Source organism: Oceanobacillus sp. FSL K6-3682, from assembly GCF_037976165.1.
Taxonomy (GTDB): Bacteria; Bacillota; Bacilli; order Bacillales; family Amphibacillaceae; genus Oceanobacillus; species Oceanobacillus sojae.
Genome location: NZ_CP150263.1, coordinates 2,428,215 through 2,446,204, shown reverse-complemented (window position 1 = coordinate 2,446,204; position 17,990 = coordinate 2,428,215). Strand labels below are relative to the sequence as shown.

21 protein-coding genes are annotated in these 17,990 nt (G+C 35.3%); 9 read left to right on the top strand and 12 right to left on the bottom strand.

The window, feature by feature from the left end:
• Window positions 1-525: 525 nt before the first annotated feature.
• From MHH51_RS12150 to MHH51_RS12130, 5 genes are all read left to right on the top strand, one after another.
• Window positions 526-933, top strand: coding sequence for a hypothetical protein (locus tag MHH51_RS12150; RefSeq protein WP_339282179.1), 408 nt, complete (start codon window positions 526-528; stop codon window positions 931-933).
• Window positions 934-1,520: 587 nt separating this feature from the next.
• Complete coding sequence (locus MHH51_RS12145) at window positions 1,521-1,913, top strand: hypothetical protein (protein WP_339282178.1); 393 nt, start codon at window positions 1,521-1,523, stop codon at window positions 1,911-1,913.
• A gap of 272 nt (window positions 1,914-2,185) precedes the next feature.
• Complete coding sequence (locus MHH51_RS12140) at window positions 2,186-2,944, top strand: methyltransferase domain-containing protein (RefSeq protein ID WP_222595709.1); 759 nt, start codon at window positions 2,186-2,188, stop codon at window positions 2,942-2,944.
• 232 nt (window positions 2,945-3,176) lie between these two features.
• Window positions 3,177-4,262: a tyrosine recombinase XerS gene (xerS, locus tag MHH51_RS12135; protein WP_156985343.1), complete on the top strand. Its 1,086-nt coding sequence runs from the start codon at window positions 3,177-3,179 to the stop codon at window positions 4,260-4,262.
• Window positions 4,263-5,140: 878 nt separating this feature from the next.
• Complete coding sequence (locus MHH51_RS12130; protein WP_339282177.1) at window positions 5,141-5,416, top strand: acylphosphatase; 276 nt, start codon at window positions 5,141-5,143, stop codon at window positions 5,414-5,416.
• A 48-nt stretch (window positions 5,417-5,464) separates the two neighbouring features.
• Here the strand turns inward: MHH51_RS12130 and cls are convergent, their stop codons facing one another.
• From cls to MHH51_RS12070, 12 genes are all read right to left on the bottom strand, one after another.
• Complete coding sequence (gene cls, locus MHH51_RS12125; protein ID WP_246144991.1) at window positions 5,465-6,928, bottom strand: cardiolipin synthase; 1,464 nt, start codon at window positions 6,926-6,928, stop codon at window positions 5,465-5,467.
• A 158-nt stretch (window positions 6,929-7,086) separates the two neighbouring features.
• Window positions 7,087-8,604 (bottom strand): FAD-dependent oxidoreductase, encoded by a 1,518-nt coding sequence (locus MHH51_RS12120; RefSeq protein ID WP_339282176.1) that lies wholly within the window; start codon window positions 8,602-8,604, stop codon window positions 7,087-7,089.
• Window positions 8,605-8,745: 141 nt separating this feature from the next.
• The gene (locus MHH51_RS12115; protein ID WP_147207741.1) at window positions 8,746-8,985 is read right to left on the bottom strand and encodes a ferredoxin family protein; all 240 of its coding nucleotides are present in this window, start codon (window positions 8,983-8,985) and stop codon (window positions 8,746-8,748) included.
• Window positions 8,986-9,176: 191 nt separating this feature from the next.
• Window positions 9,177-9,380 carry a DUF6501 family protein gene (locus tag MHH51_RS12110; RefSeq protein WP_147207742.1) on the bottom strand — a complete coding sequence of 68 codons (204 nt, stop codon included), beginning with the start codon at window positions 9,378-9,380 and terminating at the stop codon, window positions 9,177-9,179.
• Between the two features lie 42 nt (window positions 9,381-9,422).
• The gene (msrB, locus tag MHH51_RS12105; protein WP_339282175.1) at window positions 9,423-10,382 is read right to left on the bottom strand and encodes a peptide-methionine (R)-S-oxide reductase MsrB; all 960 of its coding nucleotides are present in this window, start codon (window positions 10,380-10,382) and stop codon (window positions 9,423-9,425) included.
• 120 nt (window positions 10,383-10,502) lie between these two features.
• Window positions 10,503-10,994: a YqfQ family protein gene (locus MHH51_RS12100; protein ID WP_246144993.1), complete on the bottom strand. Its 492-nt coding sequence runs from the start codon at window positions 10,992-10,994 to the stop codon at window positions 10,503-10,505.
• A gap of 287 nt (window positions 10,995-11,281) precedes the next feature.
• Window positions 11,282-11,506, bottom strand: a complete 225-nt coding sequence (locus MHH51_RS12095; protein WP_339282174.1) for a YozE family protein — start codon at window positions 11,504-11,506, stop codon at window positions 11,282-11,284.
• 12 nt (window positions 11,507-11,518) lie between these two features.
• A complete protein-coding gene (tatC, locus tag MHH51_RS12090) occupies window positions 11,519-12,274 on the bottom strand; it encodes a twin-arginine translocase subunit TatC (protein ID WP_339282173.1) in 756 nt (251 codons plus the stop codon).
• 71 nt (window positions 12,275-12,345) lie between these two features.
• Window positions 12,346-12,516 carry a twin-arginine translocase TatA/TatE family subunit gene (locus MHH51_RS12085; protein ID WP_147208056.1) on the bottom strand — a complete coding sequence of 57 codons (171 nt, stop codon included), beginning with the start codon at window positions 12,514-12,516 and terminating at the stop codon, window positions 12,346-12,348.
• A gap of 35 nt (window positions 12,517-12,551) precedes the next feature.
• Complete coding sequence (locus MHH51_RS12080) at window positions 12,552-12,752, bottom strand: twin-arginine translocase TatA/TatE family subunit (RefSeq protein ID WP_147207746.1); 201 nt, start codon at window positions 12,750-12,752, stop codon at window positions 12,552-12,554.
• Window positions 12,753-12,828: 76 nt separating this feature from the next.
• Complete coding sequence (locus tag MHH51_RS12075) at window positions 12,829-13,320, bottom strand: dihydrofolate reductase (RefSeq protein WP_147207747.1); 492 nt, start codon at window positions 13,318-13,320, stop codon at window positions 12,829-12,831.
• A 37-nt stretch (window positions 13,321-13,357) separates the two neighbouring features.
• Window positions 13,358-14,311, bottom strand: a complete 954-nt coding sequence (locus tag MHH51_RS12070; RefSeq protein WP_339282172.1) for a thymidylate synthase — start codon at window positions 14,309-14,311, stop codon at window positions 13,358-13,360.
• A 644-nt stretch (window positions 14,312-14,955) separates the two neighbouring features.
• Between MHH51_RS12070 and MHH51_RS12065 the strand changes: the two genes are divergently transcribed.
• From MHH51_RS12065 to MHH51_RS12050, 4 genes are all read left to right on the top strand, one after another.
• Window positions 14,956-15,156 (top strand): cold-shock protein, encoded by a 201-nt coding sequence (locus tag MHH51_RS12065; protein WP_077602992.1) that lies wholly within the window; start codon window positions 14,956-14,958, stop codon window positions 15,154-15,156.
• Between the two features lie 317 nt (window positions 15,157-15,473).
• Window positions 15,474-15,584, top strand: a complete 111-nt coding sequence (locus MHH51_RS12060; RefSeq protein WP_147207749.1) for a cytochrome c oxidase subunit 2A — start codon at window positions 15,474-15,476, stop codon at window positions 15,582-15,584.
• Window positions 15,585-15,602: 18 nt separating this feature from the next.
• Complete coding sequence (locus MHH51_RS12055; protein WP_147207750.1) at window positions 15,603-16,136, top strand: cytochrome c oxidase subunit II; 534 nt, start codon at window positions 15,603-15,605, stop codon at window positions 16,134-16,136.
• Window positions 16,105-17,790 (top strand): b(o/a)3-type cytochrome-c oxidase subunit 1, encoded by a 1,686-nt coding sequence (locus MHH51_RS12050; protein ID WP_147207751.1) that lies wholly within the window; start codon window positions 16,105-16,107, stop codon window positions 17,788-17,790. The genes MHH51_RS12055 and MHH51_RS12050 overlap by 32 nt, the downstream gene beginning before the upstream one ends.
• Window positions 17,791-17,990: the final 200 nt, after the last annotated feature.

Genomic DNA, 17,990 nt, shown 5'->3' with positions numbered 1-17,990 from the left:
TCTGTTACTTTAATAGAGCGATGCACTTTTCCATGCCTTATCCATCCCAATTCTAATAATCGATTCGTAATTGCCAATGCAAAAGGACCCGCGATATGAAATTTTCTTGCAGTCCAGTCAACAATTGATTTTATAATCTGTATATTCATCGTTAATATCTGATAGTTACTAAGCTGAACAATATGCAAAGATCCGCTTTGGAAGTTCATAGCTGTTCGGGAAGGCATATTGCCATTAATCCATCACCATCATTGGACCAATCAGTATGAAGGCCTCATTGGGTGCTTTTTCATTTAAATTATGTCCTTTCCCCTAAATATTTATATATACGAGGTGGACCATTTTCTGTTAGGATTAGATATGAAAATATAACTAAAATAAAAAAAAAAAAAAAACAAGTCAAATTATAGCTGGTTATCACCTACTCTCTTCAAGGCAAGAGGTTTATTGCATGCATGTCTTTGGACGTTAGGAGTATGATATTTCAAGCTGTTACAGAACTAATGTACGAAGGAGCTGCTTTTATTGAAAAAAATGATCATTTTAATTTCTTTATTGATATTGGGAGGTTGTTCATTTTTTCAAGATGATAAAGAGGTAGAATCTGAAGAAACATCTTTGAAAGAAGGATATTATTACCACCTGGAGGAAGTTACAACAGAATTATTCTTAACAGAAATAGATGCTCAAGAATGGATGAAATACTACTTAAAGGACAATCAAGATAAATTGGATGATATCGTAGCGGAAAATGCAGCTAGAGGTATTATAAATAATGTCGATTTAGATCTGATACAGGAAAATGAAGTTCAGGTTAAATCTTGCAAAGAAGGATTGTGCAAAATATATTCAAATGAGTCCCCTATTCTGAAAGCATTTGTTGTTCCCGCTATGAAAATTAGAAAACGGAGAGTGCAGAATCAGAACACCTGAACAATGCAGATCGAGAACCAGTAGAAGATCAATTTTGGCAGCTTATCAATGAACACATAGAAGATACGCTTAAAAAGTCCTCCGAGCTAATAGAGCTGTATCAGAGTGGAAACCCTAATAAAATAGATAAAGAATCTATTGAATCCTTATATGATAGCATCCATGGAAGAACGCAATATCTACGATTAAATTTGGTTCCAAATGACGAAGAAATAGAAAAACAATTTAATGATTTATTAATGGCATCCGAATTTCTATTCAATAGCTTTCATCAAGCACAATGGTATTTTGAACACGAGGAAGAAAGAGAATTGAAGAAGTTAATAAAACAAGAAACACTTCTATTAAGAGAAGATTTTCAAGAAGTAACGGAAAAAATACAGGAATATCAAGGAAAAATCAAATAATAGTTATAAGAACCATTATCTTTGAAAAAGGGATGGTTCTTTTTATCTTGTAAATACTTATCCGTTATGCTGCAAAGTGCAGGTGTGATATTGTTTTATTTTACCTAACTAGGGAATAGTTCTGAAACCAAATAAATAATTCGGAGGGGATATTTTGAAGAAAATAGGAGGCATGAAATAATGCGTAAAAGAATCATTCTTTTTATTTGTATAGCCATGATTTCTTTAGTTGCTTGCCGCCAGCAAAATGAACTTTTTAATAATGAAAATATAACATCCATTGAAATACAGAACTGGGATAATGACGAATTAGTTAGTACTGTTACAGATGAAGCTCTGATAAATGATTTAATAGAAGAACTGGAATCTGCAAATTCCTCATCAACCGCTAATATAGATATTCCAGGTGCTGATTATCGATTGTTATTTTCAAATGATGACAAGGTTGTCCAAAAGCTTGGTTACTATATTGAAGAAAAAAACTTCAATGGGACGACCGGTCAATTTATTGATATGGAAGCAGGAAATCATTATGGAGTAACAAAAGAATTATCAGTTACTGAGGAAAAATAGCGGTATGTTTCAAATAAACACGCTTTTTTCAAGAAGTTAACAATTAATCTTGATAATATAATAAAAAGTTTGATATATTTAAATTAATCAGAAAAATTTATAATTACAATTATTTTAACGGAGAATACTAGAAGGAGGGACTCATCAATATGAAACGAATTAATTACTCGATACAGTTAATAAATCTGATGGAGCCTGTATCGAGCTTAACCGAAGCATCTATCAGTTAACTGTATCGTCCACATAATAAATTAAAAAGTGGAGGGTTAGTTATGATGAATATAAATACGTTAAAAAACGAATGGATAAAGTATGAAGAAGTAAAATTTGAAGGGTGGGATTTCTCTTATATAAAGGACGATTGGGAAAATGAAGCTCTCCCATGGAATTATACTGGAACAGTAAACAAATATTTATCTCCAGATTTAGAATTACTCGATATGGGTACAGGAGGCGGGGAATTTCTTCTGTCTCTAAATCATCCTTATGAAAAAACATCCGTAACAGAAGGCTGGCAGCCTAATATTGAGCTTTTAAAAAGAAAATTAGTTCCTTTAGGGATAAACCTGGCTCCGATCGCTGACGATGACATCATTGATTATGATGATAATAGTTTTGATATTATATTGAATAAACATGAATCATTTAATGTTAACGAAGTAAAAAGAGTATTAAAACCAAACGGTGTATTTATTACTCAACAGGTTGGCGGAGAAAATGGAAACCGTTTATCAAATATGCTTATTCCAGACTTTCAACCAAAATATAGAAACTTAAATTTGAGAAATATCCAGCATGAACTAAATGACAGTGGTTTTGAGATAGTGTTTGCTGATGAATATTTTCCTTACCAAAAGTTTTTTAATATGAAAGGCTTAATTTACTATGCAAAAGTTATTGAGTGGGAATTTCCGGCATTTAATGTAAAGGATAACTTTGAACAGCTGTTGGATGCCTATAAAGAATTAACGTTGAATGGTTATATTTTAAACTATGAGCATCGATTTATAATAGTTGCTTATAATAAATAAATTTTATAAAATAAGAAACCCGTTTTGAAAAAATATTCAAGACGGGTTTATCTCATTTTGAAAACAATAAAAGGGGGCAGGCGGTTTAAACTTTATAGTCATTTAGCAAAAGAAGATAGAAGTGATATGAAAGAAATAATATCTAATTATATTATTACGTAAAATATAAATTTGACGTAATAAATTGTAATTTTAATTAAAGTCTTGTAAAATTAATCTATGAGGTGATCTAATGACAAACCATTCAAAGCAGCAACTATATAACAAACTTCAAACTTTACTTAAAGAACTTCCTTGGTATGTTGAGGAATTTATTAATTACAAAGAAAGAAAATTATCGGCAGCTTCGTTGCTGAATTATGCGCATGATTATAAAATCTTTTTCAATTGGCTCGTTACTGAAAATTATTATTCTGGCGAACTGAAAGATTTACCGCTTGAGTTACTTGAATCACTAACTGTTCAGGAAGCTGAGCGATTTTTGGCTTTTCTTAAATACGAGTTACATAATAAAGAACTTACGATTAACCGTAAATTATCAGCTTTAAAATCGCTTTTCAATTACCTGCAGAATATTGCCGAAACACGTGATTTACAACCGTATTTAAGGCGTAATGTCATGGCAAAGCTTGAATTCAACGATATAAAAGAAAGTATGGAAACAACTGCAAACAAAATGGAAGGAAAAATCTTAATGGGTGATGAATATGAACGATTTCGCCAATTTATTGCCTATGACTATGGCGAGCTTTATAAAGATAATAAAAAACTCGTAAACTTCCACCTTCTAAACCGTGAACGTGACACAGCAATTGTCTCGCTTATTTTAGGTTCCGGATTACGGCTTTCAGAGGTTGTGAATCTGGATTTAGATGATATTGATCACAGCAAATATACTGCACGTGTTATTCGCAAAGGAAACAAAGAACAATATGTTTATTTCAGTAAGCAAGCGATGGATGATTTGGACGAGTATTTGCAAATCAGGTCGGAACGCTATCATGTCGAGAAAGCAAATAAAGCTTTATTCATCGCTGCTGCAATGGGGCCAAAAGGAACGCCGAGACGATTAACCGCACGTTCTATTGAAAAATTAATCGAAAAATATGCAAAAGCTTTCGGAAAACCGTCATTATCCGTTCATAAATTAAGACACTCCTTTGCAACCAGATATCATAGTGAGATTAACGATGTACCGAAATTAAGACGCCAGCTCGGACACTCATCGATACAAACGACGATGATTTACACACATATTAATAATGATGATTTAAAAAATGCTGTAGACAAGATGGATATGCCAAAAACTGATGAATGAGTATCCTAGTGCTGTATAATTCGCTTTAAAGTTTTAAATCCACCTGGATTTCTACTTGATAACGCGAACAAATGTTTGTATTATTGAAGACAAGGAATACAAATGAAAGGAGATAAAATAATGCCTAGAAATCCAGGAATTACGGATGAATTTAATCGAAATTGAATTGAAAAATTTATTAGCAAAAAGTGAAATATCATTATAAATGATGTAATAGAGCAAAGCATATACTTTGTTGATTGAAAGGTTGTAATGAGCAACCTCTTTTCTTTTAAAATTTTCCTACTTTACATAATATTTATTATGGGAAATTGCAAAATAAACTGTCTCACATTAAAGTATACTCTGGATATTGAGATAACACTAAAGTTTTTACGTTATTAGAATCTCTAATTCCTTTTATGTTTAATTTAGCTCACCTGTTATCAATACCATAAATCCGCCAATGTTTGCCGATTCGTTTAAACCTCTGATTCTCGTAAAAATGACATAAATTTGTTCTAACAGCTGCACAGTGCCCGTCTGAAGTATTTCTTCATTTGCAATCTAACTTGCTGCTTGGCCAAATTTATCATATCAGCAATAACTCCTGATTTAGCAAATTTCCTTCGGACAGCAACCTTATTTAAATATAACAGGTCTTTAATATACCACATTTCTTTACCAGTTTACTTCAACCATTCTACTGCTTCTATCAAAACAGATGAAAAATCATCTATCTCCCCTATTTTAATATTCCTTATTATTAATCTCATTAAATAAAGCTTCCTTTATTTAACATTTTATAGTTTTCGGAATATTCATCCGGAATATTACATCACTTTATTGTAATTTGATAAATAAATTATGCTATCATATCTATTAAGAGGTGATTATCTATGAAATATGTATCTGTCAGAGTCCAGGGACGTGTACAAGGTGTCGGCTTCCGCTACTTCACACAGCATGCTGCGATGAGTCATAACATTACCGGATGGGTAAAAAATGAAGATGACGGCGCTGTTTCTTTAGAGGCATATGGAGAAGATAACAATATTAACCGTTTTCTTGAAGAAATAAAAAAAGGGCTCACCCGCTTTGCAAAAGTAAGTGAGATGGATGTCAATAAGCTTTCCGGAGATCCTGAGTATTCCTCTTTTGATGTAAAATATTAAAATAAATAGACCTGATACAGTATAGCATAAACTGTATCAGGTCTATTTTTACAGGATTGGTGATAATAAACGGGAAATACCCTCTTTAAATTTTATCCATAAAGAGCGTTTGCTGTAGCGCTCAGGTGTTAATTCAGAGCACAGCTTGCAATCCTCTTCAAATATACGATATAATTCCTCGGAAACATTTTCATCATACGTTGCTGCACTTACTTCAAAATTTAATCGAAAGCTTCGGGAATCAATGTTCATAGTTCCAACACATGCAATTTTTTTATCTACTACAATTGTTTTGGCATGCAGAAAGCCGTTATCATAGAGTAATATTTTTGCGCCATAGTCCAGTAAATCCCCTGCGTATGCCCAAGTTGCCCAATATACGAATGGATGATCCGGCTTGCACGGAATCATAATTCGTATATCTACTCCGGATAAAAGTGCCATTTTACAAGCATCCATAAAGCTCGTATCTGGTATAAAGTATGGTGTTTGGATACAGACGCTTTCCTTGGCGGAGAGTATCATTTTAATATACATATTCTTTAAATGCTCTGTTTCTGAGTTTGGGCCGCTGGAGACAACTTGTACAGGACTTGTTCCATGGTGTTTTTTCATATGAAAGCAAAACTCTTTATAATCATCATGTTGTTTGTCTTTTCCAGCCTGATGCCAGTCCATAATAAATCTGACTTGAATATCATTAACTGCATTTCCGTATATTTTAAAATGTGTATCGCGCCAATAGCCGAATTTTTTATCCTCTCCAAGATATTCATCACCTACATTGAAGCCGCCAATATAAGCAAGTGCGCCATCAATAATGACCAGCTTTCTGTGATTCCGGTTATTAATCCGGAAGTTAATCAGCTTTAAAAAAGATGGAAAGAAAACTCGTACCTGCCCGCCTGCCTCTTTTAAATCATTAAAGAATCTGGATGGCAATTTTTTTGATCCGACTTCATCATATAAGACACGGACCTTTACGCCCTCTTTTGCTTTTGTTATCAGGGCATCTCTAAGTCTTCTTCCAAGATTGTCAGGCTGAATAATGTAATATTGTATATTAATCTCTTGTTTTGCAGCGGCAATATCTTCTAACAGTGCATCAAATTTCTTATGGCCATCACTAAATATGACCATTTCATTATCCTCGGATAATCTGGCATGGGAGGAACGCAAATTCATTGTGATGAGCTCCTCATATTGTGTTAACCATGGTATATCAGTTCGTTTCTCTTCATCTATTATCTTTAATTGTGTATCAACTTCTTCTTTAAGCAGTTTTTGTTCTTCCTTTGTTAACCCATAGAAATTATTCTGTTTTAAACTTCGTCCTAAAAAGATATAAATTAAGAATCCGACAATAGGCAGGAAAAATAAAACCAATAGCCATGCCCAAGTATATCCTGGATCACGTTTTTCAAAAAACAATACGCCAAGTGCCAATAATAAATTAATAAAAATTGTAATGGAAGCAATTGTTGTGATAATATTTGCTATCTCTGTCTCCAATATAAAACACCTTCTTTTTCTAAATCGATAAATTTTATAATTTATTTGATTTATACATAGTACACTATATGTAATAAAAAGTTAAGTCAATTATTGCTGCCGATAAAATAAATAAAAGGAACACTTTAGCCCAAAAGCACCAGTGCTCCTTTTATTTATCAATCATCAAGGGATACTTTTCTCAAGGGTTCCTTCGCCGGTCCTGCCATGACTTCTCCGTCATAATGGTAACGGGACCCGTGACAAGGGCAGTCCCATGTTCTGTCCGCACTGTTCCAGTTTACTTCACAGCCAAGATGAGTGCACGTTGTATCAAGAACATGCAGTTTATCTTCCTTATCTTTATAAACACCAACCCGTCCGCCTTTAACAGTTGTAATTGCCGCCTCTCCCACTTCTAATTCATCTATATCCCTGGAGGCAGGAAAATCCAATTTTCCTTTTATAAGTTCTGTCGCAACCTCCATGTTAAAGCTGAATAAGTTCTTTAACATCGGTTTGGAGGAGAAGCGTGCCGGAGAAAATAATTCTTTATATGGATTTTCGTTATTTTCAGTGATGGTATCTGCGATGATTTTTGCGGCTATTGTTCCATTTGTCATTCCCCATTTTCTATAACCTGTCGCAACAAATATCGAAGGGTCCCCTTTGGTTATTGGCCCAATATACGGCATTTTATCCAAGGTGGTAAAATCCTGCGCAGACCATTGATAAGAAATATCGTCAATATCAAACTGCTCTTTAGCAAATTCCTTTAAATTCTCATAACATAATTTTTCGTCCAAGCTTACTCCTGAACGATGATTTTCACCGCCGACAAGGAGATAGGTGTCTTTATTATTTAACTTGGCAGTCCGGATGGAACGGGTTGGATTTTCCACGTTGATATACATTCCACCCGGATAGTCTCCTGTCCATTTGCCTGATACAATATAAGATTGCTCTGCGTACATTTTGGCAAAATAGAGACCCTGATGATCAATATAAGGAAATTGAGTAGCTGCAATCAGATAATCACAGGTAACACGATGTTCATCCTTTGTAATGACAGTACTTCGTCTATTATATTCCAGCGTCATAGCAACAGTCTGCTCATAAACCTCAGTTCCATTTTTTACAGCTTCCTCCAGCATAAACTGTAAATATTTTAAAGGGTGAAATTGAGCCTGTCTCTTCATTTTTAATGCTTGTTTAGATGGAATTTGCAGAGGCATCTCTGTAATGAGTTCTCCTGGAATATCCAGAGCTTTATATGCTTCTGCTTCTTTTTCTAATTGTGATAAATAAGCATCGTCATTTGTATATAGAAAAGCGTCCTGTTCTTCATAATTACAATCGATCCGGTTCTCTGTGATTTCATTTTTAATAAAATGCATGGCCTCCTGCATGGCCTGATAATATTGTTTTGCTTTTTCCTTACCAATTGTTTCGATTAGCTCTGCATAAATCATCCCATGCTGGGCAGTTACTTTTGCAGTGGTGTGCCCAGTAACACCGCTAAGTACTTGATCAGCCTCTAATAAAATAACCTTCATTCCTTTTTTAGAAAGTAAATAGGCAGCGGTAATTCCTGTTAACCCAGCTCCAACAATGCAGACTTCAGTTTGCTTCGTTTCCTGAAGCTTAGGAAATTCTTTAAAGGCGGTATCCACCTGCCAAATTGATTTTGAACTCATATTTATTGCACCTCACATTTGCTTGTTTCCTTTAGTATCTCCTTTTCAGTTACAGTTACTCAAAAGAATTGAAAGCAATTAAAATGAGAGCATAGAAAAAGACTGCTTCTATATTCAGTAAGCAGCCTTTGTATAGTATAATTAACGGTTTTCAAAAAACAGCCGATTCAATGAAATATATTCATTTTCCTTATCCGGCACTTCGTCTTCCATATATATTGCCTCTACTGGACAAACTGCCTCACAAGCACCGCAATCGATGCAAATATCAGGATCGATATAGAACATATCTTCTCCCTCTTCTATACAATCAACAGGGCATACCTCTACGCATTCTCCTGCTTTTTCTGTTTTACATGGTGAAGTAATAATAAAAGCCAACGAGATTCTCCTCCTCTTTATCAATGTTTTTCATGTATTAAGTAATTATAACGCATTTTAAAATAAATGAAAACTTGATTTCGTTTTCATACACCATTATACAGCTCAATTTTATCAAAAAAGAAGAAATATGTAAGAAGGAGATAAGGCATCCTTTTAAAGCAGCACTTATCTCCTGTCAATTTATCTGATTAACATTCTTCAAAATAATCTTTTCTGAAGCCGCCAATGCGGTCACTGTTATCAATGATAAAATAAAACTCTTCTGTTTCATTTTTTACATCATAAACCTTCCCCGGAGTCAATTTACGGTCAACAATAAATTTTTTTGCATCAGCATGTACACATTTAATTTGTTTTTCTGTCTCTCTGTTTTCCCAATTCTTATGAATCATTCTTTTGTTCTCCTCTTCTTGTTTACATAATAATATTATTAACTACTTGAATAAATATAAATAGTTACCGTATCCTTCTTCTTTCATCTTATCCTTTGGAATAAAACGCATCGCTGCTGAATTCATACAATACCGTAATCCTCCTGTTTCTTTCGGCCCGTCTTCAAAAACATGACCAAGATGAGAATCAGATTGTTTGCTGCGGACCTCTGTCCGGATCATTCCATGGGATGTATCTGTAACATCAGTGACTTGCTTCGGGTCAACCGGTTTAGTAAAGCTTGGCCATCCACAGCCGGCATCGTATTGATCCTTTGACGAAAAAAGTACTTTACCAGAAATGATATCCACATAAATACCTTCTTCTTTATTATTCCAATACTCATTATCAAATGGCCGCTCTGTTCCATTTTCTTGTGTGACATGGTATTGCAGCGGTGTCAGCTTCTCTTTTAATTCTTTTTCAGAAGGTTTGCTTTGCCAATTTTCTTTAATAAATGCTTCTCGACCAGAGCCTTTTTTATACATTTTGTAATGAAAAGAACGTTTCTTATAATAGTCCTGATGCTCTTCTTCTGCTGGATAAAAAGGTTTTGCGGGAAGTATCGGTGTTACAATATCCTTTTTAAATTTTCCACTTTGCTGCAATAATTCCTTTGAATGCTCTGCTATTTCTTTTTGCTCTTCATCATGATAGAAAATAGCTGTCTGATAGGATTCACCACGGTCGTTAAATTGACCGCCTGCATCTGTCGGGTCAATTTGCTGCCAAAAGGTCTCCACTAGCTCTTTGTATGGCATAATATTCGGATCAAATTCTATTTGAACAGCTTCAACATGACCTGTCGTATCTGAACAAACCTGTTTATATGTCGGGTTTTCAACATGACCACCAGTATAGCCGGAACGGATGCTGATAACACCTGGACGTTCATCAAATGGTTCTACCATACACCAAAAACATCCCCCTGCGAAAGTGGCAAGTTCTTTCTGTTGTGACATACTTATATCCTCCCATCACTATTTCTGTTATTTATTCTCTCCCTATTCTTCCTTTTTTATAAAAAAAAATCAAGCAGAAGGCTTTTATAATTAATCATAGAGACAGCCCTCTTCTTGATTTTATACGTACAGCTTTGGCGTGGAAACACCTCTTGCTTTTATTTCCTCAGATACTTCATCTTTTGGCTCCGCCTGCTGATGATTTATTTTAATATTTGATTTTGAACTTTCAACTGGAGTTGTATTCTCTGGAGCTGCTTCATTATCCTCCTGATTGAATGTTTTAAAAGCTTTTACCATCCGATACATAGAAGGGATATTCTTAATCATTGGTCCGTACTCCTGAATTAATGGAGCTGTTGATTGTACAACACCCAGAACCTGCTGTACCCCTCCAAGTGTTTTTGAAAGTGTAGAAATTCCTCCTGATTGTGCTAATCCCTGACTGGCACCTCCGGACAATAAACTTGATAAACCTCTTGATCCGCCTTTTGCACCTGCTGCTCCACTTGAATTTCTTATTTCTCTTGGAATCCCCCTCAAATTATTATGATTGTTACGAAAAGGGGGGCGCGGCGAACGAGACATTTGATTTCTAGATGGGAAAACCATCGCTATCTACCCCTTATTTATCTATATTATTTCACTTTTTGAACATCCTCTTATAGAGTATGCGGACGCCATTCAACTGTGTAGACATTTCCCCGTATTCACACAATCATTTCCCGGGAAACCGCAGGAATCAACAAATAAACAATGGTATTTATAAAGGTTGTCGAAAAGTTTCTATATTTGTCAGATAGGAATTAATCAAACGTTTGATTAATTCCTTATCTCAATATATTCATAAATAAAATGGATAACATCCTATTATTTAACTATGAAAAAAGCAGCCTGTTTCAGCTGCTATATTTCCATTCGTATTCTGTCCAAAGCTCATCAAAGGCTTTTAGTGCTTCCGGGAAAGGACTATTCCATTCCAGATAATCGCTGATTTCATCATAATTATTTGCGTACTGCGGGAAATGATGATCATAAAAAGCCCAATCAGCTAACTTAGAGTAATCATCCTGCTGTAACTTTCCGCGATGTGTTAATAAGAATTGATAAAAAGATTGATGCATTGTTCCCCTCCCCTACTCCTTCATAAATGCTTCATGCTGGGCCTGTTTCTTTTTATAAACAACTTTACACAGCTGAATACTGATTTCATAAATAATAATCAGTGGGATTGCCACAACAATTTGCAAAACAAAATCAGGCGGTGTAATAAGTACTCCAATAACAATTAAAACAAAATACGCATACTTTCGGTTTTTAACCATAAATGCTGGCGTCAGGATACCCAGGCTCGTCAAAAACATTGTAAGTATTGGAAGCTCAAACAAAAAGGCAAATGGCGTTGTTATCTTTAATAAAAATCCAAAATAACGCTCCACCGTAAACATGACATTAAACATACCATCATTTAATGATAACAGAAAAGGGAAAATTAGCTTAATAAATACAATGTATCCAAAAACAAGTCCCAACACAAACAAAATCAACGAACCTGGTATATAAGCTAATGATACACGTTTTTCTTTTGGTGTTAAAGCCGGGCTGACGAATGCCCAGAGCTGGTAGGCGATAATTGGTATCGTTGTGGCCAATGCAATTAATCCAGCCATTGAAAAATAAATCCAGACAATTTCAGCCGGGCTGATCACGGTCAGCTGCATATCAATATCATTCACAAAAAAAGTATAGATGCTTTTCACATTTAGAAAGCCGACTATAAAAAATAATACAAATACAATCGCAGTGACGATTAAACGATTCCGAAGCTCTGTTAAATGCCCCCCAAAGTTCATTTCTTTTTCTCCATTTATATGTTCTTCTGATTCTGACATAGTTCAACCCACCCCTTAAGCTGTTGACACAAAAGAGATGCAAGGAATACTCCCTACACCTCTGCAATTAATTACTGTTTCTTTTTAGGTTTGTCATTCATGATGTCCTGGCTTGCATTTTTAAATTCTCTTAATGTTTCTCCAAGTGCTTTTCCGATTTCGGGAAGCTTGTTTGGACCAAAGACAATCAAGGCGGCAATGACTATCAAAATTAATCCGGGAAATCCAATATTTGAAAATATATTCATTTTCCATCAACTCCGTACATGAATTTAACTCATTTTTCTTCTTTGATAATGGATTTAACCTCATCTGATTCATCTTTAACATCCTGTGTTAAAGACCGAGTAGAATTTTTAAATTCCTTCAATGACTGCCCTGCAGCTTTCCCTATTTGCGGAAGCTTATTCGGACCAAAGATAATAAGAGCTAATATCACGATTAATACGAGTCCCGGAATGCCTATGTTTGCTAACATCTATTGACACCTTCTTTACGTATAGAACATTTTCTTTCTTCCCATATCATAGCATGTTTAGAAAACATTAGACAAGTTAATTTTTACGGTCATATTGCAGAAAATAATAGTCATAAGGGTTTTTATCGTTCTTTATCCCTTTTTCCTTTTTCGTAAGCTCCCACTCTGCTTCAGCAAATGCTGGAGCAAATGTGTCACCAGGGAATTCCTCATCAATTTTTGTAATATACATTCGGTCAGCAATTGGTACTGCTTGTTTATAAATTGCTCCGCCGCCAATGATGAAATATTCGATTTCGGGATGTTCATTATTCCAATACTCCACTATAGATAAATCATGAATTATTTCTACATTTTCAATTTCCAGATCTTTATTCCTGGTCAGTACGACATTACGTCGATTTGGCAACGGTCCATTCATAGATTCTAATGTTTTTCTTCCCATTACAATCGTATTTCCAGTAGTCTTTTCTTTAAAAAACTTCAAATCCTGCGGTAAATGCCAGGGCATCTTGTTTTGATAACCGATAACATTATTTCTGCTTGCGGCAAATATTAATGAAATCATGCTTTGGCCTCCTTTCCAAGCTTTGTAGTTGCAGCATTTAAACAGCAATCGGTGCTTTAATAGTAGGGTGTGGATTGTAATTTTCGATTTTCAAATCGGAAATTTCGATATCAAAAACAGATTTTCCCTCTGCGTTTATTTTTAATACTGGCAGCTCCCGGATATCTCTTTCTAATTGCAGATTTACTTGATCTACATGATTGGAATAGATATGCGCATCTCCAAAGGTGTGAACAAACTCTCCTACTTCCAAACCACATTCGTGGGCAATTAAATGTGTTAACAGTGCGTAGCTTGCAATGTTAAAGGGCACACCTATAAATACATCAGCACTGCGCTGATACAGCTGACAGGATAATTTTCCGTCTGCTACATAAAACTGAAATAGTGTATGGCATGGCGGCAAAGCCATAGATGGAACATCCTCGGGGTTCCATGCAGATACAATATGACGTCTGGAATTAGGATTATTTTTAATAGCTTCAATAGTTTCTTTCAATTGATCAATCGACTCGCCTTTTGAAGTTTCCCATTTTCTCCACTGCTTTCCATATACAGATCCTAAATCTCCGTATTTTTTGGCAAATGCATCATCATTTAATATCTTCTCTTTAAACAGCTCCATTTGCTGATCATACAGCTCTTTAAAAGCTGCATCCTTCTGACTGCGTATACCGAAATCTGTCATATCCGGCCCTGTATACTCCGAGCTTTTAATCCATTTTTCAAATGCCCATTCGTTCCAGATATTATTATTATGCTCTAGTAAATAGCGGATGTTTGTGTCTCCTTTAATAAACCATAATAACTCTGTAGCAATTAAGCGGAATGGAACCTTTTTCGTAGTTAATAATGGAAATCCTTTTTGTAAATCAAAGCGAATCTGATGTCCGAAAATCGAATATGTCCCCGTATTTGTCCGGTCATCACGATTAAGTCCTTCATCTAATATCTTTCGGCACAGCTCTATATAACCTTGTTCTCCTTGCATCCATAATCCTCCTCTATATTTTGACTCCTATATGTAGGAACTTCTTTTGCTGATATAATTTGAATTATTAAATTACATGTCTCTTTTTAATAATAAAAGTAAACCAAGAAAGGTTAACGTTATAACTAGCGAAAGAAAAACACGAAGACTCCTGTGGGAAAGCGCAGTGGGAAGACCCCGCAGAAAAAAAGCGAACTTCTTTTTTTCGAGGAGGCTGAGCTCAAGCCCACGGAAAGCGTAGTGTTTTTCTGTAGCGGTTGCATAAACCTCTCTTTATTCGTCTTGAGTGGAACATATAATTCAACCTTTAAACAATCATTATTATAACAGAAATTTGTTCCCTGTATATTTCTCAACTTTAAAATAAATAAATTCAATGAAGAAGAAACAGGTATAAATTCAAAACCTTTTGATTATTTTATAAAAATAGTCAGGATTTCTTGACTGTGTAAAAAAATTAAGCTAATATGGGTACAAGCAAAGAAGATGGTACGGAATCATTAGAATGTAAAGGTAGCTTCGATAGACAGAAGTGGATGATTATGATCCCGTTCTTCTATCGGAAGCTGCCTTTTTTCATATTTCGTTCTTCTGCTTTGTAATCACACGCGTTTTACGTGGAAGTATTTAGGAGGAAATTTAACATGGAAAACGGAGTAGTAAAATGGTTTAATGCAGAAAAAGGTTACGGGTTTATTCAACTAGAGGAAGGGAATGATATTTTCGTACATTATTCTGCTATTCAAGAAGAAGGTTTTAAAACTTTAGAAGAAGGACAGGAAGTTTCCTTTGACGTCGTTGAAGGTGAACGTGGTCCACAAGCTGCAAATGTTGTAAAAAGATAAAATATCATCATAGATTAAAAGCAGAATCCTAAAATGGGGTTCTGCTTTTTTACTGTCCCTCTTGCATATTATCCTCTTCCTCTCCTTTATAAAGGCATAAATCCAGATTTTAAAACATGATATTTTGTCAATGATTTTATTACTTTATTCATAAAAATGTCATAAACTTTTCAAACCAAAAAGTTTGTAAAATGATTAAGCCAGTCTACTTGTGAACATTTGAACAAAATGTGAAAAGTCAGTAATGACACTGTATACAGGCCTTCTTTTCGATATGATAGTCATATAGGAAAGAAGTTACAGAAGGGGTGAATCACATGAAAAAATCTGATCCTAATTTAAAAGGTACACTTTTTTCAGTAATCACTATAGGAGCTATTATTCTTATCAGCTGGTTTGCAGTATTTTTATTATTTTTGTCGCGATAAAGAAGGAGGAGAAAGAGCATGCATTTACACAAATACGAGAAGATTTGGCTTATCTTCGGCGGGGCATCCCTTGTATTGTTTCTAGCAATACTTGGATTTGGAGCATTTTATTTAGGAACACATCCTCAAAGCCATGGAGTAACGATTGACCCTGAAAATGTGGAAGCTAATGAAGCATTTCAAAGAGAAAACCTGGGGATTACACAGGTAGATGATGATAAATATATTGTCAATGTTGTTGCCAGTGCATTCAACTATGATTTAGGAAGTGATGAGGAAGGCAATGCAGTTTCTCATATAGAAATTCCTAAAGGGTCTACTGTCTTATTTCAGGTAGTCTCAACAGATGTTATTCATGGATTTAATGTAGCGGGCACTAATGTCAATATGATGGTAGAGCCTGGATATATCAGCAGTATGGAAGTTCAGCTTAATAAAGCTGGGGAATTCACATTATTATGTAATGAATACTGTGGTGTAGGACATCACATGATGCATGCAACAGTGGAGGTGGTTGACGATGAGTCTGGCAATGAAACAGCAGCAGAATGAAGAAATTAATTTGACACCCTTAAGTATCGCAAAACCAGAAGCGAAATTATATCTTTCCTTTATGTATGTTGCATTTATTTCATTATTTATCGGTGGATTAATGGGGTTATTACAGGTATTGGTACGTTCAGGAGATTTTGAACTTCCGCTTGGAATCGGCTATTATCAAATACTTACTTTACACGGCGTTATCCTGGCATTAGTACTGACAACCTTTTTCATTATTGGATTTCAATATTCTTTATTAGGTAAAACAGTCGGTATGTCTGATAAGCAACGGAAACTTGGCTGGTTATCTTTTTGGACGATGACGATTGGAACAGCTTTAACTGGAACAGCCATTTTACTTGGGGAAGCAAACGTTCTATATACGTTCTATGCACCACTAAAAGCGCATCCTATCTTTTATATCGGTCTTGCACTTGTTGTAGTTGGAACATGGATTGCTGCTCTTGTTAATTGGCATCAGGTTTATGTTTGGAAAAAAGCACATCCAAACCAGAAAACACCGCTTCTCGCTTTTATGGTTACAATTAATATGATTATGTGGGTTATCTGTTCTCTCGGAGTTGCTGTAACTGTTCTTGTACAGTTTATTCCATGGTCATTAGGTTATACAGAAACAATTAATGTTTTATTAAGCCGTACGCTATTCTGGTATTTTGGCCATCCGCTCGTATATTTCTGGTTATTACCTGCCTACATGGCATGGTATGCAATTATCCCTAAAATCATTGGCGGAAAAATATTTAGTGATTCTTTAGCAAGACTTTCCTTTATCTTATTCTTGTTCTTCTCTATTCCAGTTGGTTTCCATCATCAGCTTACAGAGCCGGGTATTGATCCAACGTGGAAGTTTATTCAGGTAGTTCTTACCTTTATGGTTATTGTACCAAGTTTAATGACAGCATTTTCGATGTTTGCCATGTTTGAGACTACCGGCAGAAAACAAGGCGCAACAGGGTTGTTCGACTGGTTTAAAAAATTGCCTTGGAAGGATGTCCGTTTTGTAGCTCCTTTTGCCGGTATGGTTGCGTTTATTCCTGGTGGAGCAGGCGGTATTATTAACGCATCTCACCAATTAAACACGCTTGTCCATAATACGATTTGGGTAACTGGACATTTTCATTTAACCATTGCAACAACTGTTCTGCTTACTTTCTTTGGAATTGCCTATTGGCTCATTCCTCATTTAACTGGCAGAAAGCTTACTCCGAAGATTCACAAGCTGGGTATTTATCAGACTATTATATGGGCTGTAGGTATGCTGATTATGTCCGGAGCGATGCATATTCAAGGACTCTTAGGCGGACCACGAAGATCCTCTTTCTCCGAATACGGTGGTACAGAACAAGCTGCTGAATGGGTCGGCTATCAGACTGCTCAGGCAGTTGGAGGAACCCTTTTGTTTATCGGCATTGTCCTGATGATATATATCTTTATGGAATTATTAGCTTTTGCTCCTAAAGGAGAAGAAGAATTCCCTATTGCTGAGGAAGAAGAAGATGCACAGCCTACCCCATCATGGATGGAAAATTGGAAGCTGTGGATTGGTATTACAATTGCTTTAATTTTATTCGCTTATACGATACCAATGATAGATATTATTCAAAATGCACCGCCGGGATCTCCTCCATTTGATAATATTTTATAAGGGATGATAACTAAAAGCATACGTTCTGCAATTGGACCGGATTGTTGAGCATAAATAGGAGGAAAGTAATTCAATATAATCATGAATAAAAATATATACGAAAACCTCGCAAGTGATTTTAAATACAAACTGAATCGGGAATTGACACAGGCTGAAAAAGAATTCTTTAAATGGTTAGCACGAAAATATGTGTCTGAGCA